Origin of the sequence: Streptomyces sp. NPDC048248, from assembly GCF_043201875.1 — a bacterium.
Classification (GTDB): domain Bacteria; phylum Actinomycetota; class Actinomycetes; order Streptomycetales; family Streptomycetaceae; genus Streptomyces.
Map to the genome: position 1 here is coordinate 60744 of NZ_JBICZL010000002.1, position 26808 is coordinate 87551.

24 protein-coding genes are annotated in these 26808 nt (G+C 71.9%); 15 read left to right on the forward strand and 9 right to left on the reverse strand.

Features of this window, described 5'->3' with window-relative positions; genetic code table 11:
- Positions 1-102 precede the first annotated feature (102 nt).
- Positions 103-816, reverse strand: coding sequence for a GntR family transcriptional regulator (locus ACGFZW_RS03545; RefSeq protein WP_393891348.1), 714 nt, complete (start codon positions 814-816; stop codon positions 103-105).
- 176 nt (positions 817-992) lie between these two features.
- On the opposite strand from ACGFZW_RS03545, the gene manD reads away from it, so the two are divergent.
- The 5 genes from manD to ACGFZW_RS03570 all read left to right on the forward strand — a co-directional run bounded on the left by manD (position 993) and on the right by ACGFZW_RS03570 (position 7530).
- On the forward strand, positions 993-2201 hold the full coding sequence (gene manD / locus ACGFZW_RS03550) for a D-mannonate dehydratase ManD (RefSeq protein WP_393891349.1): 1209 nt from the start codon (positions 993-995) through the stop codon (positions 2199-2201).
- A gap of 5 nt (positions 2202-2206) precedes the next feature.
- Positions 2207-3691, forward strand: a complete 1485-nt coding sequence (locus ACGFZW_RS03555; RefSeq protein WP_393891350.1) for a mannitol dehydrogenase family protein — start codon at positions 2207-2209, stop codon at positions 3689-3691.
- Between the two features lie 109 nt (positions 3692-3800).
- Positions 3801-5198: an MFS transporter gene (locus ACGFZW_RS03560; RefSeq protein ID WP_393891351.1), complete on the forward strand. Its 1398-nt coding sequence runs from the start codon at positions 3801-3803 to the stop codon at positions 5196-5198.
- Positions 5195-6265, forward strand: a complete 1071-nt coding sequence (locus ACGFZW_RS03565) for an L-idonate 5-dehydrogenase (protein WP_393891352.1) — start codon at positions 5195-5197, stop codon at positions 6263-6265. Before ACGFZW_RS03560 ends, ACGFZW_RS03565 begins: the two co-directional genes overlap by 4 nt.
- A gap of 131 nt (positions 6266-6396) precedes the next feature.
- The gene (locus tag ACGFZW_RS03570; protein WP_393891353.1) at positions 6397-7530 is read left to right on the forward strand and encodes a PP2C family protein-serine/threonine phosphatase; all 1134 of its coding nucleotides are present in this window, start codon (positions 6397-6399) and stop codon (positions 7528-7530) included.
- A 58-nt stretch (positions 7531-7588) separates the two neighbouring features.
- On the opposite strand, the gene ACGFZW_RS03575 is transcribed toward ACGFZW_RS03570, so the two are convergent.
- Positions 7589-8425, reverse strand: a complete 837-nt coding sequence (locus ACGFZW_RS03575) for an alpha/beta fold hydrolase (protein WP_393891354.1) — start codon at positions 8423-8425, stop codon at positions 7589-7591.
- Entirely contained in the window at positions 8422-9015 is a 594-nt protein-coding gene (locus ACGFZW_RS03580; protein ID WP_393891355.1) for a TetR/AcrR family transcriptional regulator, read from the reverse strand. The genes ACGFZW_RS03575 and ACGFZW_RS03580 overlap by 4 nt, the downstream gene beginning before the upstream one ends.
- 448 nt (positions 9016-9463) lie before the next feature.
- Between ACGFZW_RS03580 and ACGFZW_RS03585 the strand changes: the two genes are divergently transcribed.
- Positions 9464-10111 carry a TetR/AcrR family transcriptional regulator gene (locus tag ACGFZW_RS03585; protein WP_393891356.1) on the forward strand — a complete coding sequence of 216 codons (648 nt, stop codon included), beginning with the start codon at positions 9464-9466 and terminating at the stop codon, positions 10109-10111.
- Between the two features lie 33 nt (positions 10112-10144).
- Here the strand turns inward: ACGFZW_RS03585 and ACGFZW_RS03590 are convergent, their stop codons facing one another.
- Positions 10145-11629 carry an LVIVD repeat-containing protein gene (locus tag ACGFZW_RS03590; protein ID WP_393891357.1) on the reverse strand — a complete coding sequence of 495 codons (1485 nt, stop codon included), beginning with the start codon at positions 11627-11629 and terminating at the stop codon, positions 10145-10147.
- A gap of 140 nt (positions 11630-11769) precedes the next feature.
- Between ACGFZW_RS03590 and ACGFZW_RS03595 the strand changes: the two genes are divergently transcribed.
- Positions 11770-12432, forward strand: a complete 663-nt coding sequence (locus ACGFZW_RS03595; RefSeq protein WP_393891358.1) for a DUF305 domain-containing protein — start codon at positions 11770-11772, stop codon at positions 12430-12432.
- Between the two features lie 130 nt (positions 12433-12562).
- On the opposite strand, the gene ACGFZW_RS03600 is transcribed toward ACGFZW_RS03595, so the two are convergent.
- Positions 12563-13753 (reverse strand): DUF6214 family protein, encoded by a 1191-nt coding sequence (locus ACGFZW_RS03600; protein WP_393891359.1) that lies wholly within the window; start codon positions 13751-13753, stop codon positions 12563-12565.
- A gap of 187 nt (positions 13754-13940) precedes the next feature.
- On the opposite strand from ACGFZW_RS03600, the gene ACGFZW_RS03605 reads away from it, so the two are divergent.
- Positions 13941-15425, forward strand: coding sequence for an FAD-dependent oxidoreductase (locus tag ACGFZW_RS03605; protein ID WP_393891360.1), 1485 nt, complete (start codon positions 13941-13943; stop codon positions 15423-15425).
- Between the two features lie 99 nt (positions 15426-15524).
- On the opposite strand, the gene ACGFZW_RS03610 is transcribed toward ACGFZW_RS03605, so the two are convergent.
- Both ACGFZW_RS03610 and ACGFZW_RS03615 read right to left on the reverse strand, forming a co-directional pair.
- The gene (locus ACGFZW_RS03610) at positions 15525-15896 is read right to left on the reverse strand and encodes an ArsR/SmtB family transcription factor (protein ID WP_393891361.1); all 372 of its coding nucleotides are present in this window, start codon (positions 15894-15896) and stop codon (positions 15525-15527) included.
- A gap of 201 nt (positions 15897-16097) precedes the next feature.
- Positions 16098-16583 (reverse strand): hypothetical protein, encoded by a 486-nt coding sequence (locus tag ACGFZW_RS03615; protein ID WP_393891362.1) that lies wholly within the window; start codon positions 16581-16583, stop codon positions 16098-16100.
- 235 nt (positions 16584-16818) lie between these two features.
- Between ACGFZW_RS03615 and ACGFZW_RS03620 the strand changes: the two genes are divergently transcribed.
- From ACGFZW_RS03620 to ACGFZW_RS03650, 7 genes are all read left to right on the forward strand, one after another.
- Positions 16819-17922, forward strand: coding sequence for an NADH:flavin oxidoreductase/NADH oxidase (locus tag ACGFZW_RS03620; protein ID WP_393891363.1), 1104 nt, complete (start codon positions 16819-16821; stop codon positions 17920-17922).
- A 90-nt stretch (positions 17923-18012) separates the two neighbouring features.
- Positions 18013-19098: a WD40/YVTN/BNR-like repeat-containing protein gene (locus ACGFZW_RS03625; protein WP_393891364.1), complete on the forward strand. Its 1086-nt coding sequence runs from the start codon at positions 18013-18015 to the stop codon at positions 19096-19098.
- Positions 19099-19361: 263 nt separating this feature from the next.
- Complete coding sequence (locus ACGFZW_RS03630; RefSeq protein WP_393891365.1) at positions 19362-20039, forward strand: uracil-DNA glycosylase; 678 nt, start codon at positions 19362-19364, stop codon at positions 20037-20039.
- A gap of 22 nt (positions 20040-20061) precedes the next feature.
- On the forward strand, positions 20062-21138 hold the full coding sequence (locus ACGFZW_RS03635; RefSeq protein ID WP_393891366.1) for a phospholipid scramblase-related protein: 1077 nt from the start codon (positions 20062-20064) through the stop codon (positions 21136-21138).
- The gene (locus tag ACGFZW_RS03640; RefSeq protein WP_393891367.1) at positions 21119-22135 is read left to right on the forward strand and encodes an N-acetylglucosamine kinase; all 1017 of its coding nucleotides are present in this window, start codon (positions 21119-21121) and stop codon (positions 22133-22135) included. The genes ACGFZW_RS03635 and ACGFZW_RS03640 overlap by 20 nt, the downstream gene beginning before the upstream one ends.
- 98 nt (positions 22136-22233) lie before the next feature.
- Positions 22234-23193 carry a sirohydrochlorin chelatase gene (locus ACGFZW_RS03645; RefSeq protein ID WP_393891368.1) on the forward strand — a complete coding sequence of 320 codons (960 nt, stop codon included), beginning with the start codon at positions 22234-22236 and terminating at the stop codon, positions 23191-23193.
- A gap of 321 nt (positions 23194-23514) precedes the next feature.
- Positions 23515-23883, forward strand: coding sequence for a nuclear transport factor 2 family protein (locus tag ACGFZW_RS03650; protein ID WP_393891369.1), 369 nt, complete (start codon positions 23515-23517; stop codon positions 23881-23883).
- 51 nt (positions 23884-23934) lie between these two features.
- On the opposite strand, the gene ACGFZW_RS03655 is transcribed toward ACGFZW_RS03650, so the two are convergent.
- On the reverse strand, positions 23935-24984 hold the full coding sequence (locus ACGFZW_RS03655; protein WP_393891370.1) for a lactonase family protein: 1050 nt from the start codon (positions 24982-24984) through the stop codon (positions 23935-23937).
- Positions 24985-25100: 116 nt separating this feature from the next.
- Positions 25101-26603, reverse strand: a complete 1503-nt coding sequence (locus tag ACGFZW_RS03660) for an FUSC family protein (RefSeq protein ID WP_393891807.1) — start codon at positions 26601-26603, stop codon at positions 25101-25103.
- Between the last annotated feature and the right edge of the window lie 205 nt (positions 26604-26808).

Consider the following 26808-nt stretch of genomic DNA (forward strand, 5'->3'; position numbering starts at 1 on the left):
CGCGAACATGCCCGCGGATACGGGCACGGGCCGCGCAGCCGCCCGTGCCCGTATCCGTGCCTGCGCGCAGAACGAGGCACGCCGCCTTTGACGGTGGACCCGTCAGTCCCAGACGACGACGTTGCGGCGGACCGGCACCGACCCGGTGTCCTTGGCGAACAGCTCAGGCGAGCGTGTCCGGACGCGCTCGACGTCGTCGAACACCGCCCGGAGGTGGGCGCGCATGGCCGAGCGTGCCTGTGCGGCTTCGCCCGCGAGCACCGCGTCGAAGATCTCGACGTGCTGGGCGGCGAAGCCCGCAGGTGAGGCGGTGTCGTAGAGACCGAGCCGGCGCGCCCGGTCCAGATGCCCCTTGGCCGAGACCACGGTCGCCCAGGCGCTGCCGTGTCCGCTCAGCCGCAGCAGGGCGTGATGGAAGGCCTCGTCCAGCGCGAAGAATTCCTCGAGGTCCAGGCCGGGCCGCTGCTGCTCGGCGAGGTTGCGCCGCAGTTCCTCGACCTGCTCGGGGTCCAGTTCGGCGGGGAGGTCGTCGAGCGCGGCGAGTTCCACGGCCTCCCGCAGGAACTGCGCGTCGGCCACCCTGGCCGGATCGACGCGCGAGACGAACGACCCGACCTGCGGAAAGATCTGGACCAGCCCCTCCTGCGACAGGAGGATGAGGCTCTCCCGTACGGGGGTGCGACTCACCCCGAGGGACGCCGCGAGCTCGTTCTCCGAGAGCGCCGCGCCCGGTGGGAGTTCCAGGGCCAAAACCTTGCGGCGCAGCGTCTCGTAGACGGCCAGGCGGCTGGTTCGTTGCCGGTTCGATCGAGCCATGCGCTCATCGTATCGGGGCCCGCAGACCGCACTGCCCATGCTGGTCAATCGATGTTTCGAAAGTATTGCGCACCTGTACGACCAGTGCTTGTATACCAGTGCTGGTCGACCAGCTGCCCGGGTCGGCCGCACCCCGCCGACCGGCACGGTGCGCATACCGAAGGAGCAAGATTTCCGTGAGCAAGATCGAACGTGCCGAGGTGTTCGTCGCCTCCCCCGGCCGGACATTCGTCACCCTGCGCATCACCACCTCGGACGGCGTGGTCGGGCTGGGCGACGCCACCTTGAACGGGCGCGAGCTGGCCGTGGCGAGCTACCTGCGGGACCACCTGGTGCCGCTGCTGATCGGCAAGGACCCGGCGCGTATCGAGGACCTGTGGCAGTACCTGTACCGCGGCGCGTACTGGCGCCGCGGGCCGGTCACGATGACCGCCATCGCCGCCGTGGACACGGCCCTGTGGGACATCAAGGGCAAGGTCGCGGGACTACCCGTCCACCAGCTGCTCGGCGGCCGATCCCGCGACGGCGTCATGGTCTACGGGCACGCCAGCGGCACGGACACCGCGTCGCTGCTCGACGACGTCGAGCGCTACCTGGACCTCGGCTACCGCGCCGTGCGCGCGCAGGCCGCCGTCCCGGACGTCGGCGGCACCTACGGCGTGCGCAAGGGCAAGGTCTACGAACCGGCAGCCACCTCGCTGCCCGACGAGCAGCCCTGGGACACCGAGGCCTACCTGCGGTTCGCCCCCACCTACCTGGAGGCGGTCCGGGAGCGCTTCGGCTTCGGCTTCCACCTCCTGCACGACGTGCACCACCGGCTCACCCCCATCGAGGCGGCCCGCTTCGGCAAACAGGTCGAGGACTGCCGGCTGTTCTGGATGGAGGACCCGACGCCGGCCGAGAACCAGGAGGCGTTCCGGCTCATCCGGCAGCACACGACGACGCCGGTCGCCGTGGGGGAGGTGCTGACGTCGATCTGGGACGTCCAGCACCTGATCACCGAGCAGCTCATCGACTACGTCCGCACCAGCGTCGTGCACGCCGGCGGCATCACTCACCTGCGCCGCATCTTCGACCTGGCCGCGCTCTACCAGGTCAGGACCGGCTCGCACGGGGCGACGGACCTCTCCCCGGTCACTCTCGCCGCCGCCGTCCACCTCGACACCGCGGTCCCCAACTTCGGCATCCAGGAGTACATGGAGCACGCGGACGAGACCGCCGAGGTCTTCCGCAGCGGGGTGACGTTCGCCGACGGCATGCTGCACCCGTCCGAGGAGCCCGGTCTCGGCGTCGAGTACGACGAGAAGGCCGCCGAACGCTTCCCGTACCAGGCGCGCTACCTGCCCGTCGCGCGCCGCCTGGACGGCTCGGTGCACGACTGGTGACCCGCATGAACCTGCCCTCGCACCCGGCCGCTCCCCTGCTGAGCCGCCACACCCTCGACCGGGTCCCCCCGGCCCTGCGCCCGGCCGTCGACCCCGGCGACCTGCGTCCGCGCGTCGTCCACTTCGGCCTCGGCGCCTTCCACCGGGCGCACCAGGCCCGCTACACGGAGACCGCCGCCGCCCGGTCCGGCGAGCCCTGGGGGACCGTCGTCGTCGCCCCGCGCTCGGCCGCCACGGCCAACGCGCTGCGGTCGCAGGACTGCCTCTACTCTGTGACCGAACTGCGTCCGGAAGGCACGGTCACCCAGGTGTCCGGGGCGATCGTCGACGCCCTGGGAATGCAGCCGGACGCGGCGCGGATCAACGGGCTGCTCGCCTCCCCCGACGTCTCCGTGGTGACCCTGACGATCACCGAGAAGGGCTACCACCGCCGCCCGGACACCGGCGCGCTGGACACCGCGGCGCCGGGCATCGCCGCCGATCTCGCGGCCGGCGGGACCGGCGTGCTCACCACCGTCATCGCACGCATCGCCGCGGGACTCGCCGCGCGGATGCGCTCCGGCGGCGCCCCCGTCAGCATCGTCTCCTGCGACAACATGGCGGCCAACGGCGCCGCGCTGGGCCGGGTCGTCCGCGACTTCGTCGAGGCCGCGCCGTGGCCGGACCGGCAGGCCGTCCTCGACTGGCTGGCCACGTCGGTGACGTTCCCCTCGACGATCGTGGACCGCATCGTGCCCGCGACCACCGACGCGGACCGGCAGGCGGCGCAGGCCGCGCTCGGCGTGCTCGACGCGCTGCCGGTCGTCGGCGAGCCGTACCGGCAGTGGGTCCTGGAGGATTCCTTCGCCGGGCCGCGGCCCCCGTGGCAGCTGGACGGTGCCCTGTTCGTCCCCGATGTCGTGCCGTACCAGCTCACCAAGCTGCGGATGCTCAACGGCTGTCATTCCGCGCTGGCCTACGCGGGCGCCGCGGCGGGCTGCACGACCATCGCCGACACCCTGGCGACCGACTGGGGCGAGCAGCTGGTGCGTGCCCTGTGCACCGAGATCGCCCCGACGCTGCCCGCCGGCGGCCCCGCACCGGCGGCCTACGCCGAGGGTCTGGTGCAGCGGTTCCGCAATCCGGGCGTGCGGCATCTGCTCCGGCAGATCGGCTCCGACGGATCCCTGAAGATTCCCGAGCGGTGGCTCGACACACTGCGTGAGCTGCGGGCCGCCGCTGCCGCCACCCCCGTACTGGAGCTCTCGCTGGCCGCCTGGGCGAACGCCACACGGCCCGGCGGTGACGGCGGGCAGCTGTTCGGTACGACGGACCCCGCCGCCCCCGCCCTGCACCGCTGCTGGCGCGACGGCACGCACTCCGACGGGGAGGACACCGTCCGCCGTCTGCTGCACGCGCTCGGTGCCCCGGATCTGGCCGAGGACAACGCCCTGATCACCGCCGTCGCGGCCCGGCTACCCGCGCTGCGCGCCGGCCGCATCGAGGTCTGACCCGCACCGAGGTCCGCCCCCGACCGCCCTTCCCCAAGGACCGCCCCACCCAGGGAGCCACTCCCCCGTCCCACCGCTCCCGCACGGCCGAAGAACAATGGAGTTCCTCATGACGGAAACGCAAGCGACGGAGCCGATGAGCGCCGCGAGAAGAACGACCCGCGATCTCACCAGAGCAGCCGTCTCCGGCTGGCTCGGCACCGCCATGGAATTCATGGACTTCCAGCTTTACTCGCTGGCCGCCGCCATCGTCTTCAACAAGATCTTCTTCCCCGACGTCAGCCCCGCGATCGGCCTCATCGCCGCCATGGCGACCTACGGGGTGGGATACGTCGCCCGGCTCGCCGGCGCCCTCTACTTCGGCCGGATGGGCGACCGCATCGGGCGCAAGAAGGTCCTGTTCCTCACCATCTTGCTGATGGGCGCCTCGACCACGCTGATAGGCGTGCTCCCCACGTACGGAGCGATCGGCATCCTCGCGCCGATCCTGCTGGTCGTCCTGCGCCTGGTGCAGGGCTTCGGCGCGGGTGCCGAGATCGCCGGCGCCACGGTCATGCTCGCCGAGTACGCCCCCGCCCGGCGCCGCGGCCTGATCTCCTCGCTGGTCTCCCTCGGCACCAACTCCGGCACCCTCGCCGCCTCGGGCCTGTGGGCGGTGCTGCTCGCCACGCTGAGCGAGGAGCAGCTGATCACCTGGGGCTGGCGTCTTCCGTTCCTGCTGAGCTTCGCCCTCATGGTCTTCGCGGTCTGGCTGCGTCGGAACCTCAAGGAGAGCCCGGTGTTCGAGGAGCGGGCCGACGTCGTGGACGGGGTGGCGATGTCCCGCGCCGAGGTCGCCACCGCGGTCGCGAGCAAGACCACCGACGCGCAGCAGGAGGGCGTCCTGGAAGCAGGCATCCGGCAGCGCAAGGGCAAGGCGTTCTTCCTCGCGCTCGGCCTCCGTTTCGGGCAGGCCGGCAACTCGGGACTGATGCAGACGTTCCTCGTCGGCTACATCGCCACCACGCTGGGCGCCGACCGGTCCGTCCCCACCGACGCCATCGTGTACGGCTCGCTGCTGGGGTTCGCCACCGTGCCGCTGATCGGCCTGCTCGGCGACCGCTTCGGCCGCCGTCCCCTCTACCTCGCCCTCACCGTGCTGACCATCGTCCTCGCGTTCCCGGTGATGCTGCTGATCGCCTCCGGCAGCACGGCCGGCGTGATGGCCGGCATGATCGTCGGGCTCAATGTGGGTGTCCTGGGCCTGTTCTCGCTGGAGAGCGTCACGATGGCCGAACTGTTCGGCGCGCGCACCCGCTTCACCCAGCTGGCGCTGGCAAAGGAGATCGGGGGCATCCTCGCCACCGCCGTCGGACCGGTCGTCGCGGCCACCCTCACCGCCGTCACCGGCAGCTGGTGGCCCGTCGCGGCGATGCTGGTCGTCTACTCACTCATCACCCTGGTGTCCATCGTCCTCGCCCCCGAGACACGCGGGCGTGACCTGGTGCGTCTGGAGGACGCGGCATGAAGGCAGTTGTCGCCCACGGCCCCGGCGACCTCCGGATCGACGAGCGTCCCGCACCGGTGCCGGGCCCGCGGGAGGTCCTCCTGGCCATGGAGTGGGGCGGGATCTGCGGTTCCGACGTCGCCTATTTCAAGCACGGGACATCCGGTACGGCCGCGCTCAAGGATACGCTGGTGCTCGGCCACGAGGTCGCCGGCCGGATCGCCGGCGTCGGCAAGGATGTCACCGGACTTGCGGAGGGGCAGCCGGTCACCGTCCACCCGGCGGAGCCGGTGGGAGACGACCGGCTGCCCGACCGGATCGCCGGCCGTACGAACCTCCACCCCTGCATCCGCTACTTCGGTTCCGCCGCGCTCCATCCGCACACCGACGGCGGCTTCAGCGAGTACCGGGTGGTCCGCGCGGCCCAGGTACGGCCGCTGCCGGAGAACGTCACCACCGAGCACGGCGCCCTCGCCGAACCTCTCGCGGTGGCCCTGCACTCCGTGCACCGCGCCGGTGACCTGAGCGGGAAGACGGTGCTGGTCAACGGCGCCGGCCCGATCGGGTCGCTGGTGGTGGCCGCCGCCAGGCACCGCGGGGCCGCAGGGGTGATCGCCGCGGACCTCTCGGCGGCGTCGCTCGCGGTCGCCAAGGCCATGGGCGCGGACGAAACGGTCGACCTCGGCCGGGGGGAGCCCCTCCCGCAGGACGTGGAGCTGGCCTTCGAGGCATCGGGCGCCCCTGCCGCACTGGGGCCGGTGCTGCGGGCAACCGCGCGCGGCGGCACCCTCGTACAGGTCGGCAACCTGCCCGGCACGGCCGTCACCGCCGCCCTCGGAGATCTCGTGACACGCGAGATCACCTGGATCGGCTCGTACCGCTTCGTCGAGGAGATCGACGACGCGCTCCTGGCCATGCACCAGGGCCTCGACGTCTCACCGGTCATCAGCCACCGCTTCGGCCTGGAGCGGGCCGCCGAGGCACTGGCCGTCGCCGCCGACCCCACCAGCGGCAGCAGCAAGGTCATGCTGCGCCTCGGCACGGCACCGTCCGGGCCGGCCGGTGGAGGCGACCGACCGCCTGGGTGAGGTCCACGACGCCCGTGCTTGCGGCACGAACGCCCGCTCCACCGACCGAAGGCTCGGCGGGGCGGGCGTTGCCACGCGGCGCGGGGACGGGGGCGGGGGCGTTCTGTTGCCGATCAGGGCAGAATGGCCTGATGAGGGTGTTGCCAGTGTGGTCACGGGTACGCCGTTGGATTCCGGCGGTAGTGATCGCCCTCGCGGCCCTGGTAGATCTGCTGACACCTCCCACGGTGTCCTCGGCTCCGTTGCTGGCCGTGGCGCCGGTGACGGCCGTTTCCCTGCTCAGTCCGGCCGGCATCGTCGGCATCGGCCTCACGGCGATGCTGGTGCAGGCGGGCCTGGGCTACGTCGACGGAACCTACGGCTGGCAGGACGACGCCGCGGTTCAGATCACCCTGGCGGCCGTCACCGCGCTGGCCATCGGGCTGAACCGGTCGCTGCGCACACAGCACGTCAGCGCCAGCCGGGCACGCTACGCAGCGGAGGTGGCCCAGCGGGCCGTTCTTCCCCGTCCGCCGAGCCGGCTGGGCAGCCTGCAGATCGCCGCCCGCTACGTGCCCGCCGAGGACATGGCACTGATCGGCGGCGATCTCTACGTGGTGCAGGAGACGCCCTTCGGGGTGCGTGCCATGGTCGGCGACGTCAGGGGCAAGGGGCTGTCCGCCGTGACGGCGGTCAGCGTCGACATCGGGGTCTTCCGCTACGCCGCCGACCACGAGCCCGACCTGCCCAGCCTCGTGGAGTGCATGGAAGGGGCGCTGCTGCGGGAGAGCCAGCGCCGCGAAGGGCTGGACTCGATCGAAGGGTTCACCACCGCCCTCATCGTGCAGTTCGCCGGTGACCTCAGCCAGTTCCACCTCATCAACCGTGGCCACCCCGCCCCGCTCCTGCTGCACAGGGACGGCAGCGCCCGCGTACTGGAGCCGCCGGAGGAAGCGCCGCCGCTGGGCATCACCGCGCTGGGGAGCTGGAAATCACCGGTGGAAACGCACCCTTTCCCACCCGGGGCGACGCTGTTGTGCTTCACCGACGGCGTCACCGAGGCCCGCGACCGCGCAGGCACCTTCTTCGACCCCGCCGACCGCGTCCCCCGCATGATGCAGTCCTACCTGCGCCAGACCGGCCACCTCCCGGACCTGACCACCGTCCTCGACTTCCTCGTCCGCGACGTGAGCCGCCACAGCGACGGCGCTCCCCAGGACGACCAGGCCCTCCTGGCCCTGCACCGGCCCCTGCCGCGCAAGGACCTGCTCGCCCATCCGCTCTGACCTCGCTCGGCGGGGGCCCGGCGGCCACCATCCTCCCGCGCCGTCGACCGCCACAGGTCTAAGCACGCAATGCCTTCCGAAGGAGTTCAGCGAACTCCACGGGGTGGGTGGTCAGGCCGGTGTGCCCGCCGGGGAAGTGCAGGAGTTCCGTGCCGAGAAGGTCTGCCAGGAAGGCGGCCGACCGGTAGGGCAGCTCGCCTCGTGAGTCCTGGCCGCCGGCGAGGACGAGCCGGTCCGAGAGCGCCTGCAGCCGGTGGATGTCGGGGGCGTAGGACATGAACCGGGGGACGATGCGCCCGACGAAGTACGGCAGGTTGGCCATCGTCGACTCGGCCCGCGCGGCTGCCTGCGGCGGAAGCTTCCTCGCGGCCTCCGGTTCGACGGTGTCGCCTTCCTTCTTCAGACCGGCGGCGAAGACGGCCGTCGCCGGCATGAGCCCCTGGGTGCGGAACGCCTCCTGCACACGCGCGAGGAGCGCGCGATGTTCGGCGGCGTCCGGCAGGACCTCCACGACGGGCGGCTCGTGCGCCACGAGGCGTTCGACGCGTTCGGGGTGGGCGGTGAGCAGATGCAGGGCGGTGATCGCGCCCGAGCTGATGCCGCACACCCGGGCGGGCTCGCCGGGCGACAGCAGATCCAGTATCCGCAGGGCATCGGTGGCGTGCTCGGCCACGCGTTGCTCGGCCTCGGGGTCGTCCAGCGTGCTTCGGGACATGCCGCGCGGGTCGTACGTCGCGACGGTGTATTCGGCGGCCAGGTCGTCGGCGATGCCGTCGAAGGAGGCCGCGCCGCCCGCCCCTCCGGGGATGAGCAGCAGGAGCGGGCCCCGGCCGCGCACCACGTGGTGCAGGGTCGCGCCATCCACACGCAGGTTGCCGATGGTCGGGACGGTCATGAGGAGTCTCCTTCTCGGGACGTGGGCCAGTGCTCCAGGAGGATGTGCAGGGCGTCGAGTGCGCGGACCCAGGAGTGCTGCGGCGAACGCGCGTGTGCAAACCCTCCGGCGGCCTCCAGGGCGACGAACCCGTGAAATGTGCTGCGCAACAAACGGACCGCGTCGGTCAGGTCGGGCTCGGCCAGGCCGTAGCCGCGGAGCATGCCGTAGGTCAGCTCGACCGCGCGCCGCGGTCCTGGCGCCTCGGCGGCCAGCGCGGGGTCGATCTGGATGGGGGTCTGCGTCGCCATGTAGCGGCCCGGATGGTTGCGGGCGTACTCCCGCCAGGCGTCGGCGAACGCGACCAGCGCGTCCTTCCCCGCCCGCCCGGCGGTCGCCTCGGCGATGCGGATGGTCTTCTCGTCCGCCGCCAGCAGCGCGATGCGTCCGCGCAGATCCTCCAGGCCGCGCACGTGCGTGTAGAGGCTCGCGTCCTTCACGCCGAGCCGCCGCGCCACCTGCGACATGGTCACCTGATCGAGCCCGACCTCGTCCGCCAGCTCGGCGCCCGCGATCGTCACCCGCTCCGCCGTCAGCCCTGCCCGCACCATGCACGCTGCTCCGTTCCTAGGGGTCCTAGGTATAAACTAAGACCCCTAGGAAAACAAGCGGCAGGCGCACCCGAAGCGAGCATCGCCACGTTTCGGGAGCTGCGATTCAGGCGGGATACGACCGAGGGGAGGGCGGCGGAGGCGGCCCAGCGGCGCGGGGCGGCTCGGGCGACGGCGAGGCGCGCCGGGTGCGGTTCCGGACGAAATGAGCGCACGGGGGCGGCGGTGGCGGACTCCTCCGCAAGCGACCCGAGAGTGGCCCGAGCGTGCCCCGCCCGTCGGCCGGCGACAAAAACCGCAGGTCAGAAAGGTAAAGACCCCCGACTCGGGCGATCCCCCGCGTCGCCCGAATCAGGGGCTCCTACCGGGTTCGCCGCCGAAGGCAGGCGGACATCCGGAGGTCCGCTGAGTATATTGGCTCTCAGCCAGTCAACGCAGGAGTTACAGCATGTCCCCCCGCAGCGCATCGGTCAATGAAGAGTTGCGGCGGCGTTCTCGCGAGCGACTGCTGCAGGCCGCGGTCGAGTTGGTGGGCGAGCGCGGGTACGAGGCGACGACGCTCGGTGACATCGCGCAGCGTGCGGGAGCGGCCCGCGGGCTGGTCTCGTACTACTTCCCCGGTAAGCGTCAGCTGCTGCAGTCGGCGGTCCACCGCCTGATGCATCTGACCCTTGAGGCGGCGCTGCTGCGTGAGCCGCGGCCGACGGGGCCGGATGCGGGGAACGAGCTGATGGCCCGCGCCATCGACGCGATCTTGGGGCTGGCGCACGACCACCCGCTGCTCATGCGCACCCACATGGCCGGCGTCCTGACGGCCGAGGGCTTCATCCAGTGCCCCGAGCAGCAGCGGCTGGCCCAGTTGCTGCGCGAGACGGTCGCGGCGTACGGGTCGCCGGATCCGGACGCCGACTATCCGCTGCTCCGCGCGCTGCTGATGGGCTCGGTGGTGCCCCTGCTCCTGCCAGGGGCACCGATGCCGCAGGCCCGGCTGCGCGCCGAGCTGTTCCAACGATACGGCTTGGTATGGGAGTTGGGCGTCCCGCCGGCCGAGGATCCGCCCGGCGGGACGCGGGCACCGAGCGCGCCCCGGCCGTAGCCGGCCTCGGCCGGGGCGTGACCGGTGCGGGGCTCAGCGGTAGTCGGGCTGGGTCTGGACGTTGAGCTCGCGCATCCGGACCGACTCGGCGCTGTCCGTGCGGCGGTCGTCGATCGCGAGGACGTCGAAGCCCTTGGCGATGTCGTTCGAGTAGATGTGGCCGTTGTAGTAGTACGCCGACCAGGCACCCCCGGTGACCAGCGAGTCCGTGGAGATCGGGCCGCGCTCGAAGTAGCCGATCTCCTTCGGGTGCCGGGAGTCGGTGAAGTCCCAGATCGAGACGCCGCCCTGGTACCACGCCTGGACCATGATGTCGCGGTTCTTGGAGGGGATCAGCGAACCGTTGTGCGCGACGCAGTTCTCGGTGTCGGCCTGGTGGCGCGGAATCTTGTAGTAGCTCTTGAAGACGAGCTTGCGCTTGTCGCCCTTACCGGCGATGTCGTAGACGCCGTCCGCGCCGCGGGTCGATCCGGTCGCCTCGTTGCAGGTGGCCGCGCCGCCGCCGCCCAGCTCGTCGGTGAACACGACCTTGTTCCCGCGCTCGTTGAACGTCGCGGAGTGCCAGAACGCGAAGTTGACGTTGTCCTGGACCCGGTCGAGGACCTTCGGCGCGGCAGGGTTGGAGATGTCCATCAAAATGCCGTCACCCATGCACGCGCCCGCGGCCAGCTTCAGCTTCGGGAAGGTGGTGATGTCGTGGCACCCGGTGGTCTTCGAGACACCGGGGTTGGCGCTGCCCCCGGGGTTGCCGCCGTCGGGGAAGAGGACCGGGAAGTCGATGACGGCGGCCTTCTCCGGCGCCGATCGAGGCACCTTGATGACCGAGATGCCGTCGTGCGGCGGCCGGCAGTCGGGGAAGGTCTCGCTGGGCGAGTACGAGGAGACGTAGATGTAGACGTCGCGGCGATCGGGGGCCAGCGTGTGGGTGTGCGAGCCGCAGGCGGTCTCGACGGCGGCGACGTACTTCGGGTTCCTCTTGTCGCTGATGTCGAAGACCTTCATGCCCTCCCACGAGGACTTCTCCGTGGCGGGCTGACTGGCGCTGCTGCAGGAGTTGTCGCTCCGCGAGGAGTCCGTGGAGAGGAACAGCAGGTCCCCGGAGACGCTGATGTCGTTCTGGCTGCCGGGGCAGAGCACCTGGCTCACCGTCCTGGGCGCCTTGGGCCGGGAGATGTCGTAGATGACGAAACCGTCGTAGTTGCCTGCGAAGGCGTACTTACCCTGGAAGGCGAGGTCGGAATTGACGCTCTGGAGCGCCTGCTTGGGGATGTTGGCCAGATGGCGGACGTTGTCGCTGTGCACGATCTCGTCCACACCGGGTATGTCACCGTCTTCCATCGCGGATTTGGTGTCGCTCCGCTGACCGGGGCTCACCTCCTTGGCTGTGGAGGGGCTGTCGCCGGGGTCGGGGGTCGCGGCCGCGGGTCCGGCCGCGAGGAGTGCGGCCACGAGCCCGAAGGTCCCGGCCACCGCTCCGAGGTATCTGCGCCGCACGCGGGGTCTGTGCAACGACGTCACGAGGTCCTCCCTAGTGTCCGTTCGGAAGTGAACGGTCCTGGACCCGGTGATATCGCGCTGCTCATGTACATATCAATAGAGGGGATTGAAGATGTAACACCGAATCCGTTCAGATCGCCTCGCGGACAGGAGTACGCACGTTGAAGCGTCCCAGGAGAGTCATCGCCCTCACCGTGACCGGCCTCGGTCTGGCCGCCTCCCTCGCGTTGAGCGGATGCTCGTCCGATGACACGCCCGAGGCGAGCGACACCGGCGGCCCCAGGGTGGTGGCGCCGGGTGAGCCGGGCGAGCCGGCGAAGACCCTCACCGCCGACGAGGCCAAGCAGGCCAGGCGCGACGACTCCCCCAACTCCGCCGACTTCGCTTACGTCCAGATGATGATCGTTCACCACCGGCAGGCGCTGGTGATGACCGGCCTGGCCGGGCGGCACGCGGACGACAAGCAGGTCAGCCGGGTGGCGGAACGGATCGCCGCTGCCCAGCGGCCCGAAATCGGCGCCATGGACGGCTGGTTGAGCCGGTATGGCGGTCCGCGCGAGCAACAGGGGCACCAGCATGCGGAGATGCCGGGCATGGCCACCGCATCCGAGCTGGGCCGGCTTCGAAAGGCGCGCGGAACGCAGTTCGACGAGCTCTTCCTGAAGCTGATGATCGCCCACCACAACGGCGCGGTCACCATGGCCACCGATGCCCTCTCGGAGGGCAACAACGTCCTCGTCGAGGAGATGGCGAACGACGTCATCGCGCAGCAGAGCGCCGAGATCGCCCGGATGCAGAAGATGCGCGAGGGCACGGGGGATTGATGGCCCGCCGCCGGTCGGTCCGTCGGGGCCGGCCCGTCGGCCGGCTGGTCACGTGTGTCGGTCGGTCAGGTGTGCCGGTTGCTCATACCGTCGATCATGGCCGGTCGAGGGAGGCCGCGACTCCGTGCCATCAGCGCTTGTGGCGCGGCGTCAGGAATCCCTCGTCGCGCGCCCCGGCGATCAGCCTCAGCGATCTTCGGCGATTGCGCCCGGTGGCCTGCATGACGGCCTCCACCGGGTCCCGCCCCTGACGTTGCGCCTCCCGGTAGACGTCCGCTGCGAGCCTGCGGCGTTCCGTTGCCCGTGAGCGGGCGAGGAGCGCGGGCGAGGCGTTCGGCTCGGAGACGCCGGAGGCATCGGAAGAGTCGGAAGGATCGGACGGGTCGGAAGCGGACGAAGCGTGAGAAGGGCCCGATGGGTCGGCAGGCTCGCACGGGGCCTCGGAGATCGAGTCGGAGATCGTGACGCGGGGGTCGGGGGCAGCCTCGGCATCCCGATCGGACGAAGCGCCGGCGACGGGTAGCGGTCCTGACGTCGACCCGTCCGACGCGAGGGGCTCGGTGACCTCCGAGCCGCCGTCGTAGAGGGCTCCCTGGGCTCCTGCCCCCTCGGGCTCGGCAGCGAAATGCGCCTGAGTGTCGGTGGCGCGGGGAGGGGCGTCGAGGCCGATGGCGCCTCGGTCGTCGGCCCCGTTACCGTCCCGGGCGCCGTATCCGTCGCCATCGGCAGTCACTCCGGCCGCACCCGCCACGTCCGCCATACCCGCGGTGTCCGCACCACCCGACGTCTCCGGCACGTCCGCACCCGGCGCGTCCGACACGCCCGGCGCGCACCACGGACCGTCGCCACGGACGACGCTCCCGGAAGGTGATGCGCTCGCCCGCCCCTGCGGCCGCGGCGCGCAGCCCTCCCGTCCGGCAGGCGGCTCCACCTCGGACCGCGCCTGCCACGGGTTCACCAAGGGTTGGGCGTCCGCGCCCGGCCGCGCCTTTCGAGGCCGGCCGGTGGCGGTCCGGCAGGCGTCGTCGAGCGGCCCGTCGATCCAGCGGGCCAGCGCGGCGAGCCCGTCGAGCGTCAGCGGCGGATCCGCGCGTACGTCCTCGACGGCGATGCGGTCGTTGAAGACCGCCACCAGCACGTCGACCCTGGCGCCGTCGGCGAAGGAGAGCCGGGCGCTGAACCAAGGGCCCAGCGGATCGAGCCGGGGCGGCAAGGCCCCGGGGCCCTGATCTCCGAGCGGATCGCCGAAGGAGGCAGGCTCAGGGGCGGGCGCGGCGGAGCCGTAGCCCTGCAGCTCCCAGACAGGCCATTCCGCGGCCACGCCCTGAGCCCTATATCGGTCATTAACGGTATAAAAGTCACTTTCCGACACAAGGGAAACGTAGCCCCTAGCTCACCGGGGCCCGCCGCGCGGCACGCTTGGCGCACCGCGAGCAACCCCGATAGCGCATCTCCCCTCCCACGCCCGCCGGTGGGATGCTGGGGGTACTTCGCGGAAGGAGCCACCCGTGCTTCGTGTCGCAGTGATCGGTTCGGGACCCAGCGGTGTCTACACCGCCCAGTCCCTGGTCGAACAACAGGCCGTACCGGACGTGGAGGTCTACGTCCTGGACCGGCTGCCCTGCCCGTACGGCCTGGTCCGCTACGGCGTCGCACCGGACCACGAGAAGATCAAATCACTGCAGGGCAATCTGCGGAGGGTACTGGAGCACCCTCGCGTGCGTTTCCTCGGCAATGTCGAGGTGGGCACCGCGGATTTGAGCCTTGAGAAGTTGCGGGAGATCTTCCACGCGGTGGTGTTCTGCGTGGGTGCCGCCACCGACCGGCACCTCGGAATCCCCGGCGAGGAGCTCCCCGGCAGTCACCCGGCGACGGATTTCGTCGCCTGGTACAGCGCACATCCGGATGCCGCGGCCATCCGCTTCACCCTTGCCGCACGCTCCGCGCTGGTGGTCGGCGTGGGCAATGTGGCCGTCGACGTGGCACGCATCCTGGCCCGCGGCGCCGCGGAACTCGCCGCCACCGACATGCCGGACGGACCGCTCGGCGCGCTGGCGGACAGCCGCGTCGAGGATGTCTGGATGATCGGCAGGCGCGGCCCTTCGCAGGCCAAGTTCACGACCAAGGAACTGCGGGAACTGGCCACGCTGCCGGGCGCGGAGGTCCGGGTGCTACCGGAGGAGCTTGCCCTGGACCCCGCGTATCGCGACCCCGGTGCGCTGCCGGCCGCCGCACGGCGCAATGTCGAGGTGCTGCGCGGCTGGGCGGAAGGGTCGGCGGCAGAGCCGACGGCGGCGGCCGGAGCGACACCGGAGCCGACGGCGGCCGGGGCGGGCCGTCCACGCCGCATCCACCTGCGGTTCTTCCTGCGCCCCGTCGAAATGCTGGGAGACGCCGCCTCGGGCGTGCGGGCGGTCCGCTTCGAGCGGACGGCTCCCGACGGGCTCGGCGGGGTGGTGGGCACCGGTGTATTCGAGGACATCGAGGCGCAGTTGGTGCTGCGTTCCGTCGGCTACCGGGGCACGCCGCAGGCCGGCCTGCCGTTCGACGAGAAGCGCGGGACGGTGCCGCACCTTGCGGGGCGGGTACTGCTGCCGGACGGGGCGCCGTACCCGGGGGCGTATGTGGCGGGCTGGATCAAGCGGGGCCCCACCGGCGTGATCGGCACCAACCGGCCGTGCGCGAAGGAGACCGCACTGTCGCTCCTGGAGGATGCCGCCGCACTGGCCGGGCGCGAGGTGGCCGACGACCCCGTGGAGGCGCTGCGCCGGGCCGGGCAGCAGCCGGTCCCCTGGACGGGCTGGCTGGGAATCGAGGCGGCCGAGGCGGCATGGGGGCATCAGCTCGGACGCGGGACGGTCAAACTCCCGGACTGGGAACGGCTGTTGGGTGCGGCAGGCTCAGCGGGGGCCGCGGATACGAGCTCAGCCGGCGCGGCGGGTACGAGCCCTGCGGACACCCCGGACGCGAGTTCTGCGAGCGCGGCCGGGTGAGCTGTCCTGGACACCGAAACGGGCACCCCATACCCGTCGCCGCCCTCCGCCGCGCAGGCGGTCCCGCGTCAGGCGTCTCGCCGGGTCGGCGGCTCGGCGTCAGACGTCGCCGAGCCGTCGGGCCTGTAGCTCGGCCGCCTTGAGGACGCCGTCGACGAGACCGGGGAAGAGCGCGTCCAGATCGGCGCGGCGCAGCCCGTTCATCTTGGCCGTGCCCCGGTAGTTCTGCTCGATGACGCCGTGCTCCCGCAGCACCCGGAAGTGGTGGGTGCAGGTCGACTTGCTGACCGGGAGCTCGATGTCAGCACAGTTCAGCTCCCCCTCGGCGGCGGCGAGCACGCAGACGATCCGCAACCGCACCGGGTCGGCCAGTGCGTGCAGAACGTCGGCGAGGCGGATGTCCTCACGGGCCGGGTGCGCCAGCGCCCGGGAGCCTGGTCCGGCGACCACGGACGTCGTATCGGTCGGCATGAGGTCTCCTGACGTACGGCTCGGTCGGCATCGGCGTCGACCGTCCCGGCCCCTCGGCTGCTGCCGCGAGGGCCTGCTCGACGCGTGGCGGGCGCCGCCCGCAGCGCCATTGTACGAGACCCGTCGTATTTTGCCATGCTCCCGTGACCCGACCGCCGGCCACCTACCGCAACGCATCGCCCGCAGGCGCCGGGCCGACCGTCAGTGACGGCACCAACCCCGGCCGCGCTTTCGCCCGCAGCCCCGCCCGCGCCGGGACTTGGCCGCACAGCCCCACCGCGCCCCGGAGGCCAGCAGACCCAGGCCGATGCCCAGCATCCAGGAGTCCTTGGCCAGCGCGACGCCGTCCTGCGTGGGGCGCACACTGCCGGGTTCCCGCATTCCGGGCGTCCGCAGATACAGGCCCACCAGGCCGCCGGAGAAGCCGGTGAGCGCCAACCCGGCGACCCGCGTCGGCACGAAGGGGGCGAGGAGCGCTCCCCCGACCGTGATCTCCGTCCACGCCAGGAGCCGTGTGAAGCGTTCGGCCTCCAGCTTGCGCAGGAAGGGGTACGCCCCGCAGGCCATGCCGTGCAGCCCCTGCGCGGTCGCCTCGTCCGCCTTCAACTTGCTCAGTCCGGAATTCAGAATGAACGCGCCGGTGACAAGACGCGGGGGCACGTCTCGCGGTTCGGGCACCTGCGTCATCGAAGTCTCCTGAGGTCAGGTGGTCGGCCCCCTCGGCGAGCGTAGCCAGCGGCCCGTTGCCCTGCCATGCCACAGGCGCAGACGAGGGAACGTGACGGTCCACGGCCTCTTCCGCCGCACCCGGCACGCTAGTACGAAGGTCTTCGTAGTTTGACATCCACCGTAGTACGACTCCTATCGTATGACCGTGGGTCCATCCGGAGCCCGCAGCCGCCGTCACGTACAGGAGCCCGCCGTGAGCGCACTGTTCGAGCCCATCACCCTTCGCTCGCTGACCATCCCGAACCGCCTCTGGATGGCACCCATGTGCCAGTACTCGGCGGCGCCGGCGGGGTCGGCGCAGGGTGCGCCCGGCGACTGGCACTTCCAGCATCTGGCCGCACGCGCGGCGGGCGGGACGGGACTGATCCTCACCGAGGCCACCGCGGTGAGCCCGGAAGGCCGGATCAGCCCCTACGACCTCGGGCTCTGGAACGACACCCAGACCGAGGCGTTCCGGCGCATCACCGGCTTCCTCAAGTCCCAGGGGACGGTGCCCGGCATCCAGATCGCGCACGCCGGCCGCAAGGCGTCGACCGAGCGGACGTGGGTCGACCGCGGCGCCGCGCTCGCACCGGGCCAGGACCACGGCTGGACGCCCGTGGGGCCGAGCCCGGTGCCGTTCGACGAGAAGTCCACGACTCCCGCGGAGCTCTCGACGGCGCAGATCGGCGAGATCGTCGAGCAGTTCGCAACGACGGCCCGCCGCGCACTGGCAGCCGGCTTCGAGGTGGCCGAGATTCACGGTGCGCACGGCTACCTGATCAACGAGTTCCTCTCGCCGTTCACCAACCGGCGCACCGACGAGTACGGCGGTTCGTACGAGAACCGGACCCGCTTCGCGCTGGAGATCGTGGACGCCGTCCGCGCGGTGTGGCCCGAGGACCTTCCGGTGTTCTTCCGGATCTCGGCGACGGACTGGCTCAGCGAGAACGCGGCCGACGAACGGGAGGGCTGGACCGCCGAGGACACCGTGCGCTTCGCCGGCGAACTCAAGGCCCACGGCGTCGACCTGCTCGACACCTCCACCGGCGGCAACGCACCGGACGCGAAGATCGAGGCATCGCCCGGATTCCAGGTCCCGTTCGCGGAGCGCGTCAAGCGGGAAGCCGGTCTCGCGGTGGGCGCCGTCGGTCTGATCACCGAGGCGCGGCAGGCCGAGAAGATCATCGCCGACGGTCAGGCCGACGCGGTGCTGATCGGTCGCGAACTGCTGCGCTCCCCGAGCTTCGCCCAGCAGGCGGCGCGCGAGCTGGGCGCTGGGGTACATGTGCCCCAGCCGTACCACCGGGCCGTCTGACCTGCACGAATATCATCCGGGACGCCATTGTCAGTGGTCGGGTGCAGACTGACGACTATCTGAGACAACGGCGTCCCGGAGGTGTCGGGCATGACTGACGTACTACTCGCGGTGGGCACGCGCAAAGGGCTGTTCATCGGCCGGAGGCGGCGCGGCGACTGGCGCTGGGGCGGCCCGCATTTCCCCGCGCAGGCGGTGTACTCCCTCGGGATCGACACCCGCCGCGCGACGACCCGGCTGCTGGCCGGGGCCGACAGCGCCCACTGGGGCCCTTCGGTCTTCCACTCCGACGACCTCGGCGACACCTGGCACGAACCGGCCCGGCCCGCCGTCAAGTACCCGCCCTACACCGGGACTTCACTGGAGCGGGTGTGGCAGCTGCATCCGGCGGGCCCCGCCGCCCCCGATGTCGTCTACGCGGGCACCGAGCCCGGCGGACTCTTCCGGTCCGAGGACCGTGGCGAGACCTTCGAGCTGGTGCGAGCACTCTGGGATCACCCGAGCAGGGAGAAGTGGGTCCCCGGGGGTGGCGGGCTCGCCGTCCACACGGTGATCACCGACCCGCGGGACGCCGACGCGGTGACCGTCGCGGTCTCGACCGCCGGCGTGTTCCGCAGCGTGGACGGCGGGGCGGACTGGTCCCCGTCGAACAACGGCGTGAAGGCGGTCTTCCTGCCGGATCAGCACCCCGAGTTCGGCCAGTGCGTCCACAAGATCGCCCAGGACCCGGTGGACCGCGACCGGCTGTATCTCCAGAACCACTGGGGCGTCTACCGCAGCGACGACGCCGGCGCCCGGTGGACGGACATCGGCGGCGGCCTCCCCTCGGACTTCGGATTCGCCGTGGCCGCCCACCCGCGGAGGGGGAACGTCGCCTATATCTTCCCCATCACCGCCGATATGGACCGGGTGCCGGCGGACCACCGCTGCCGGGTGTACCGCACCGAGGACGCGGGAGAGACCTGGGAACCCCTTGACGACGGCCTGCCCGCAGAGGACCACTACGGCACCGTGCTCAGAGACGCGCTGAGCGTGGACGACGCCGACCCCGCGGGCGTCTATTTCGGCAACCGCAACGGCGAGGTGTACGCGAGCGCGAACGACGGCGACAGCTGGCAGCAGCTCGCCTCCCATCTGCCGGATGTGCTGTGCGTGCGAGCCGCCGTGGTGGGGTGAGCGGGCGCGAGACCGTCGCGGACCGTCGTCGGACGGGGGGCGGGACCGCGACGCGAACGGATCACCAGGTCACGGTCCAGCCGTGCCTCGCGACCTGAAAATGTCCTGCGCCGCCGGTGAGTTGGGGTTCACCATTACCGGCCGAGCAACAGCCGGGAGGACGACCCAGACGGGGAAGACCGGCCGCGGTCCGGGTCACGAGCCCATGGAAGGCCCGGGCCATCGATTGAAGGAGGGCGGTGTGCGGCCAGTAGGGTGATCCCGTGGCTGCACGACCTCTTCAAGACATCGTCGAACCCGGCTGGGCCAAGGCACTTGAGCCCGTCGCCGGACGGATCGCCGCGATGGGCGACTTCCTGCGGGCGGAGATCGCCGCGGGACGGACATACCTCCCGTCCGGCAGCAATGTGCTGCGGGCCTTTCAACAGCCCTTCGACGAGGTGCGGGTGCTCGTCGTCGGCCAGGACCCGTACCCGACCCCAGGGCATGCGGTCGGGCTCAGCTTCTCCGTCGCGCCCGATGTGCGTCCGGTGCCGGGGAGCCTGGAGAACATCTTCCGGGAGATGCACTCCGACCTGGGGCTGCCGCGGCCGTCCAACGGCGACCTCACCCCGTGGACGCACCAGGGGGTGCTGTTGCTGAACAGGGCACTGACGACGGCGCCCCGTAAGCCCGCCGCACACCGCGGGAAGGGCTGGGAAGAGGTCACCGAACAGGCCATCCGGGCGTTGGTGGCGCGTGGCCGGCCCTTGGTGGCGGTGCTGTGGGGGCGCGATGCGCGCAATCTGCGGCCGCTGCTCGGCGATCTCCCGTCGGTCGAATCGGCGCACCCCTCCCCCATGTCGGCCGATCGGGGCTTCTTCGGCTCCCGGCCGTTCAGCCGAGTGAACGATCTCTTGGCGCGACAGGGCGCCGAGCCCGTGGACTGGAGGCTGCCCTGACCCCGGGAGATAGTGTTCCGGCATGACACAAGCGAACATCCCTGCGGGTTGGTACGCCGACCCTCAGGGCACCCCCCACCAGTTGCGCTGGTGGGACGGGGCACGGTGGACCGAGCACACCCACCCGGGGCAGCAGGCACCCTCGCCCGCCCCGAACCAGGCGCCCCAGCAGGCGCCCCAGCAACAACCCGCCCCGCAGCAATCCGCACCTCAGCAGCAGGCCCCCCAGCAGTACGCGCAGCAGCAGTACGCGCAGCAGCAGGCGCCGCAGCAGATGTCCCCGCAGTACGCGCCCCAGCAGCAGCCGGCGCAGGCCCCGCAGCAGGGCGGTATGCCGTACGGCCAGCAGGGCTACGGCTACCCCCAACAGGCGCCCGGTCAGTCCGCGCAGCAGCCGTATCCCCAGCAGATGACGGGGCAGCCCGGCATGCCTCCGGCCGGTGTGCCGCAGCAGGCGCAGCAGCCTCCTGCCGGGGCGGCTCCCGGAGGTCCGGGGGGCGGCAGCCTGTTCACCGAGCCGGTGCTGGTGGTGAACCAGAAGGCCAAGCTCATCGAGGTCACCAACGAGTACGGCGTCTTCGACCAGCACGGCAACGCCCTCGGCGCGGTCGTGCAGGTCGGCCAGAGCACCGCGAAGAAGGTGCTGCGCGTGGTCTCGAGCCTCGATCAGTACATGACCCACAAGCTGGAGATCCGGGACGCCTACGGTCAGCCTCAGCTGGTGCTGACCCGGCCCGCGAAGATCATCAAGTCGAAGGTGATCGTGGAGCGGCCGGACGGTCAGCCGGTGGGCGAGATCGTGCAGCAGAACGCCATCGGCAAGATCAACTTTGCGATCATGGTCAACGGCCAGCAGATCGGCGCCATCAAGGCGGAGAACTGGCGCGCCTGGAACTTCGCGATCGTGGACCACACCGACGCCGAGGTCGCCCGCATCACCAAGACCTGGGAGGGCCTGGCGAAGACGATGTTCACCACCGCGGACAACTACGTGCTGCAGATCCACCGGCAGCTGCCCGACCCCCTGTTGAGTCTGGTTGTCGCCACGGCGCTGACCGTCGACACCGCCCTGAAGCAGGATGCCCGCGGCCTCGGGTGAGCCCGCAGGCCGCGGCCGCCTCGTCGTGGGCGTCGACTCGGGCGGCTCCGGGCTGCGCTTCGCCGTCGCCCGCGCCGACGACCCCGATGCCCGGCCGGTGGCCACGCGGGCCTGTGACCAGCCGGTCCGCACCGGCCCTACGGGCATCGACGCCGGACACCTGCTGGAGCAACTCCTCCCCGTCGTCGAGGAGTTGAGGCGCACGGCGGGTGGGGGTGAAGTGGCCGCGGTCTGCGTGGGCGCGGCCGGGATGGCCACGCTGGGCGACGATCTGCGCGCCCGGCTGCCGGGCGCACTGGCCGCCGCGTTCGACGTACGGCATCTCGCCCTGGCGGCGGACGCCGTCACCGCGTACGCGGGCGCGCTGGGTCAGCGGCCGGGGGCCGTGGTCGCCGCGGGCACCGGCATGATCGCGATGGGCACGGACCTGACTCCGGCGGGCGGCTGGCGCCGCGCCGACGGCTGGGGGCACCTCCTGGGCGACTGCGGCAGCGGCGCCTGGATCGGTCGTGCCGGGCTGGAGGCGGCGATGCGCGCCCACGACGGCCGGCCGGGCGGTTCCGGCCTCCTGCTGGCTCGTGCGCAGGCGCTGTTCGGTCCGGTCACCGGGCTGCCGGGCCGGCTCTATCCGCGGTCCGACCGGCCGGCCGTACTGGCTTCCTTCGCCCCCGAGGTGGCCGGGTGCGCCGCCGAGGGGGACGCGGTGGCCGAGAGCATCGTGGGCGACGCCGCACGCCATGTCGCGGACGCGGCGGCCGCGGTCTGCCCGCCCGGTCCGAGCACGGTGGCGCTCACGGGTGGTCTGTTCCGCATGGGGGAAGTGCTGCTCTCCCCGCTGCGTACGGCGCTCGCCGAGCGACTTCCGGAAGCCGTCCGTGAGGAGGCGGCGGGCAGCCCGCTCGACGGGGCCCTGGTCATCGCCTCCGCGCTGGCGGGCGGACGGCTCATTTTGCCCGCGGACGCGAGGTTGTTGCAGATCACATGCCCTGTGGGGTGAACGTGCCACCGTGACGCGCGGGATAAATCGGGACGGATACCGCTCGACGGAACCCTCCCTCGGCGCCGGGGTGGTCGGAGGCATTAGCATGCGGCGCCATGAGTTCCCCCACTGGGCCCGCACCTGGCACGCCCCATTTTGACGCCGATTCCCCGAGCCCGGGAGCCGCACCCGGTCTGCCTGTACGGATGCCGCGCGCGCGGCAGTCCGGCCGTCACCGCAAGCCGGAACCCCTCGCCGCACCCGAGGGCGCACCCGCCCTGGTGCTGGCCGTACCCGGCACCCCCTCCGCCGCGACGCGCAGTCTGGCGGAGGAGGTCTCCAGCATCGCCCGCTCCGAGCTGCCCGGCCTCGACGCCCGGATCGGCTACGTCGACGGTGGCGACGAGGAGTTCCCGTCGCTGGAGGCGGTGCTCTCCCGCGCCGCCGCCGAGCAGCGGGCGCGGATCGGCCACGACGGACAGCCGGCGGACCCCGGCCCCGCCGCGGTGGTCGTACCGCTGCTGGCCGGCCCGGACAGCGCCCTGCTGCGTCGGATACGCCAGGCCATGATGAACAGCGGCTCCGGCGCCGAGCTGACCGACGTGCTCGGCCCGCACCCGCTGCTCGCCGAGGCGCTGCACGTCCGGCTCTCCGAGGCCGGTCTGGCGCGCGCCGACCGCGCGCGGCTGTTCACCGTCGCCACGGCGGCGGACGGCATCATCCTGGCCACCGTCGGCGGCGACGAGGCCGTGCAAGCCGCCGGGATCACCGGCATGCTGCTCTCGGCGCGGCTCGCCGTGCCGGTGCTGGCCGCCGCCCTGGACGAGGAGGGCGCCATCTCGCGTACGGCGGAGCAGCTGCGCGGCTCCGGTTCGCAGCAGCTGGCGCTGGCCCCGTACCTGATCGGCCCTGAGATCGCCGACGGCCTTGTGGGGGCGGCCGCGGCGGAGGCGGGCTGCGCCGCGGCGGAGCCGCTGGGGGCGTACGGCACGGTGGGCCGGCTGGTGCTGTCGAACTACGCGGCGGCGCTGGGCATCACGCTGCAGCCGCCCGGCCAGGCGGCACCCGCCCGCTAGGACTCGGGAGCGAACGCACACGAGCAAGGGCCGTCCTCGCGCCGACCGCGCGGGGGCGGCCCTTGCGTGTTCACCGGCGGCGGCCGGCTCGCTCGATACCCTGAGCGGCACATACGCCCCTCTGCCGCCTCGGGAGAGTCGGGGACGGGGTGAATGTGCCCGGAGGTCCGCGCGCCCGTGTGCGGCGCCCCCAGGGTGGTTGCGCCCCACGTGCCGAACGGACCGATGAGTTCCCCTGCCGGCCGGAGTCGACGGTGAAGACCGGGCCGCACGCGCACAGCGTTCCGTACGCGGCACATCAGCCCTACGAGAGGACACGCCATGTCGTCCAGCGCCGACATCGTCCGCGCCTGTTTCGCCGCCTACGTCGCCCAGGACCGTGCGGCGATGGAGCGCCTGCTGGCCGAGGATTTCGTCTTCACCAGTCCGCAGGACGACCACATCGACAAGGCGGCGTTCCTCGAACGGTGTTTCCCCACCGCGGACCGTCTGCGCTCCCAGGAACTGCTCGACGTCGTCCCGTCCGGCAACAGTGTCGACGGTGTCGCCGGCGTCGAAACCGTCTTCGTCCGCTACGAGTACGAGCTCACGACCGGCGTGCGTCACCGCAATGTCGAGGTGCTGACGGTGCGCGGGTGCCAGGTCACCGAGACCCAGGTCTACTTCGGGGGCCGCTTTCCGCAGTCGTGAGATCGTGCGGGGCTCCTGGGCCGCCGGTGGGGAACCCCCGGGCGGGGCGGGTCAGGTGAACACCACGCAGGACGCGGCGGGGGCCGTCACGGATCCGGCCGGGGCCGGGATGCCGGTCTCCCGGTCGACGGTGAACCAACTGACGTCGCCGGAGCGCTCGTTGGCGACGTACAGATGCCGGCCGCCGGGGTGCAGAGCAAGGTCGCGCGGCCAGTGGCCGCCGCACGGCACCGTGGTGACGAGGGTGGCGGTGTCCCCGGACGCTCCGAGAGCGAGCACGGAGATGCTGTCGTGCCCCCGATTGGCGACCCAGAGGAACCGGCCGTCCGGGGAGACGACCAACTCCGAGGGGTAGGTGCCGACGGCCGAGGCCCCGTCGGGCAGAAGCCAGGTCTCCTTCAGTGGGGTGAGTGAGCCCCGGCCGGCGTCCCAGCGGCAGACCGTGACCGTCGGGTCGAGCTCGTTGACGACGTAGGCGCGGGTGCCGCGCGGGTGGAAGGCGAGGTGACGCGGGCCGCTCCCCGGGCGCAGCGGGACCTCCTCGCGCACGGTCAGCGCTCCCGTCACGGGGTCGAGGGCGCAGACCCGGACCGAGTCGGTGCCGAGGTCGACGCTCAGCACCCAGCGGCCGGTGGGGTCGGCCAGCACCGCGTGCGCGTGCGGGCCCTCCTGACGGTCGGTCCGCGGCCCGCTTCCTTCGTGCCGGAGGACGGTGGCGCGGTCGCCGAGCGTGCCGTCCGCCCGCAGTGGCACCGTGCTGACGCTGCCGGAGCTGTAGTTGGCGGTGACCAGGTGCCCCGCGCCGAGGGTGAGGTGGGTGGGGTCGGCGCCGTCCACGGCGGTGGCCGGAGCGAGCAGCGCCGGTCCTTCGGGGGTGAGGGCGAACGCGGCGGCCGCTCCGTCGACGGTCTCGCTGACCGCGTAGAGGTATCTGCCGTCGGGGCTCGGCACCAGGTAGGAGGGGTTGGGAACGGCGTCGGTGGAGCGCAGCGCGGTCAGCGCACCGGACTTCGGGTCGACGGCCGCGGCGGTGACGCCGCGGCCGCCGGCCGTCGTGAACGATCCGATGTACGCCCGTCGGCCACTGTCCGTCGTCCCCACCAGGTCCGCCCTTCGCCCGCTGCCGGTTGAGCTGCTCGGGCGACGCTAACAGCCGGGAGCGGGGCTCCTCGGGCGATGGCTGACACCCGTGTGCAAGGGGCGTGTCGGCGCCTGCCTCAGGAGGCCGCGAAGGGTGCCCGCGGGGAGCTGCGGACCGGGTGGGCGAGAGCGGTGAGCGCGGATTCCAGGCTGTGCAGATGGGCCAGGGCGCGCTCGGCGCCGGGGTGGTGGTGCGGAGCGGGTGCGAGCGCGGTGGGCGTCGCCGCGGGCTCCGCTCCCGGCGCGAAGAGGGCGCCGACGACGGCCTCGACGCGCTGGCAGGCGGCGGTCAGCCGGGCGTCGTGCGAGGCGGCCGGGTCGGCCGCGACCTCGGCGAGTCCCCTGACCTGCGCGGCACAGTCGTCGAGGCAGCTCATGACCTGGCGGGCACGCGCCTTGCGGTGCCGCAGCGGGTTGAGCGGGTGCAGCAGCGGGACCAGGGAGAGCCGGACCCGGCCCAGCAGCAGTTCGAGTTCGGCGACGTGCGGAGACGGGTCGGCGGCCGCGTCCCCGGCCAGCCGGCGGGCGGAGGCGGCGGTGCAGTCCCGTACGCAGTGCACGGCGCGCTGGATCCAGGCGTCGGTAGCGGCGTGCGTGGTGATCGGCAGGACGAGGGCGACGGCGAGCGCGGCACCGAGCGCGCCGACGGCCGTCTCCTCGAAGCGGAGCGCGAGCAGGCCGGGGTGCAGCACACCGAGCAGGCCGTAGAGCAGGCCCGCCATGACGGTGACGAAGAACATCATCCAGGAGTACGAGACGGCGGCCGTGTAGAAGATCCCGAAGACGCAGACCGCGACGATTGCGGCCGTCGGTGCCGGCGCGCTGTGCAGCGGGATCGCGATCAGCAGCCCGGCGGCGATACCGGCGACCGTGCCGAGGACCCGGCGGAAGCCGCGGACCAGGGTCTCGCCGCGGGAGGCGGTGTTCACGAAGATCCACCAGACGGTGCCGACGGCCCAGTACCAGCGGTCCTCGGACAGCATCTGGCCGACTGCCAGCGCGAAGGCACAAGCGACGGTCGCCTGGATCGCCTGGCGGGTGGTGGTGCGTGCAAGACCGCGGGCGGGGTGCGGAGCGGGGACGGCGGGCGGCGGCAGACGACGTTCGTAGCACCAGACGCCGAAGCGGACGGCGGAGGAGGCGATCAGCGACAGCGCCACGGCGGCGTAGAGCTCGGGCAGCTGGTCGGGCGCGGGCTGGAGGAACTGCGCCATGAAGAAAGTCATGAACGCGAACACGCCCAGGGCGTGCCCCCGAGGGCCCCAGCGGCGCGCGTACACGCCGGCGCACACCACGGCGAGGAACGCGGCATCCCGAAGCAGCGGGTGCGCGTGCAGGACGGTCGCGAGTGCGAGCACCGGGAAGCCGACGGCGGGCAGCAGTGCGGTGGTGACCGCCTGTCCCCGGACGGTGGCGTCGGTGACCGTGAAGAGCGCGAGCAGCGCGGAGAGTCCGCCGGCGATCGCCGCCACGAGCGAGTGGGCGGCGAGACCCGAGACGGTCACGGCCAGTGCGATGCCCAGCACGGCGCGGGCCGAGCTGCGCAGCCGCAGCCGCCCCGGATCCGGCGCCACGAACATCCTCTTCAGCACGGCCTCCGCGCCCCCTTGCTTCCGCATGAAAAAGGCGCCGCGGGGATCCGCAGCGCCATCGACGGGAACATCAGACCATCCGGGCGTCCCTTGGCTCAAGGGACGCCCGGATCGCTGTGCCATTGGTACAGCCACATCCTCGCGGGTTGTGCCAAGGGAAGGCCAACGGACCACCGCCGCGGGCGGCGGTGGG

Coding starts and splice junctions, on each gene's coding strand:
- ACGFZW_RS03610 (WP_393891361.1), bottom strand. CDS start 15,896: ATGCCGACCGATACGACGTCCGTGGTCGCCGGACCAGGCTCCCGGGCG.
- ACGFZW_RS03615 (WP_393891362.1), bottom strand. CDS start 16,583: ATGACGCAGGTGCCCGAACCGCGAGACGTGCCCCCGCGTCTTGTCACC.
- ACGFZW_RS03660 (WP_393891807.1), bottom strand. CDS start 26,603: ATGTTCGTGGCGCCGGATCCGGGGCGGCTGCGGCTGCGCAGCTCGGCC.
- ACGFZW_RS03570 (WP_393891353.1), top strand. CDS start 6,397: ATGAGGGTGTTGCCAGTGTGGTCACGGGTACGCCGTTGGATTCCGGCG.
- ACGFZW_RS03575 (WP_393891354.1), bottom strand. CDS start 8,425: ATGACCGTCCCGACCATCGGCAACCTGCGTGTGGATGGCGCGACCCTG.
- ACGFZW_RS03645 (WP_393891368.1), top strand. CDS start 22,234: ATGAGTTCCCCCACTGGGCCCGCACCTGGCACGCCCCATTTTGACGCC.
- ACGFZW_RS03545 (WP_393891348.1), bottom strand. CDS start 816: ATGGCTCGATCGAACCGGCAACGAACCAGCCGCCTGGCCGTCTACGAG.
- ACGFZW_RS03555 (WP_393891350.1), top strand. CDS start 2,207: ATGAACCTGCCCTCGCACCCGGCCGCTCCCCTGCTGAGCCGCCACACC.
- ACGFZW_RS03580 (WP_393891355.1), bottom strand. CDS start 9,015: ATGGTGCGGGCAGGGCTGACGGCGGAGCGGGTGACGATCGCGGGCGCC.
- ACGFZW_RS03650 (WP_393891369.1), top strand. CDS start 23,515: ATGTCGTCCAGCGCCGACATCGTCCGCGCCTGTTTCGCCGCCTACGTC.
- ACGFZW_RS03625 (WP_393891364.1), top strand. CDS start 18,013: ATGACTGACGTACTACTCGCGGTGGGCACGCGCAAAGGGCTGTTCATC.
- ACGFZW_RS03635 (WP_393891366.1), top strand. CDS start 20,062: ATGACACAAGCGAACATCCCTGCGGGTTGGTACGCCGACCCTCAGGGC.
- ACGFZW_RS03640 (WP_393891367.1), top strand. CDS start 21,119: ATGCCCGCGGCCTCGGGTGAGCCCGCAGGCCGCGGCCGCCTCGTCGTG.
- ACGFZW_RS03560 (WP_393891351.1), top strand. CDS start 3,801: ATGACGGAAACGCAAGCGACGGAGCCGATGAGCGCCGCGAGAAGAACG.
- ACGFZW_RS03585 (WP_393891356.1), top strand. CDS start 9,464: ATGTCCCCCCGCAGCGCATCGGTCAATGAAGAGTTGCGGCGGCGTTCT.
- ACGFZW_RS03565 (WP_393891352.1), top strand. CDS start 5,195: ATGAAGGCAGTTGTCGCCCACGGCCCCGGCGACCTCCGGATCGACGAG.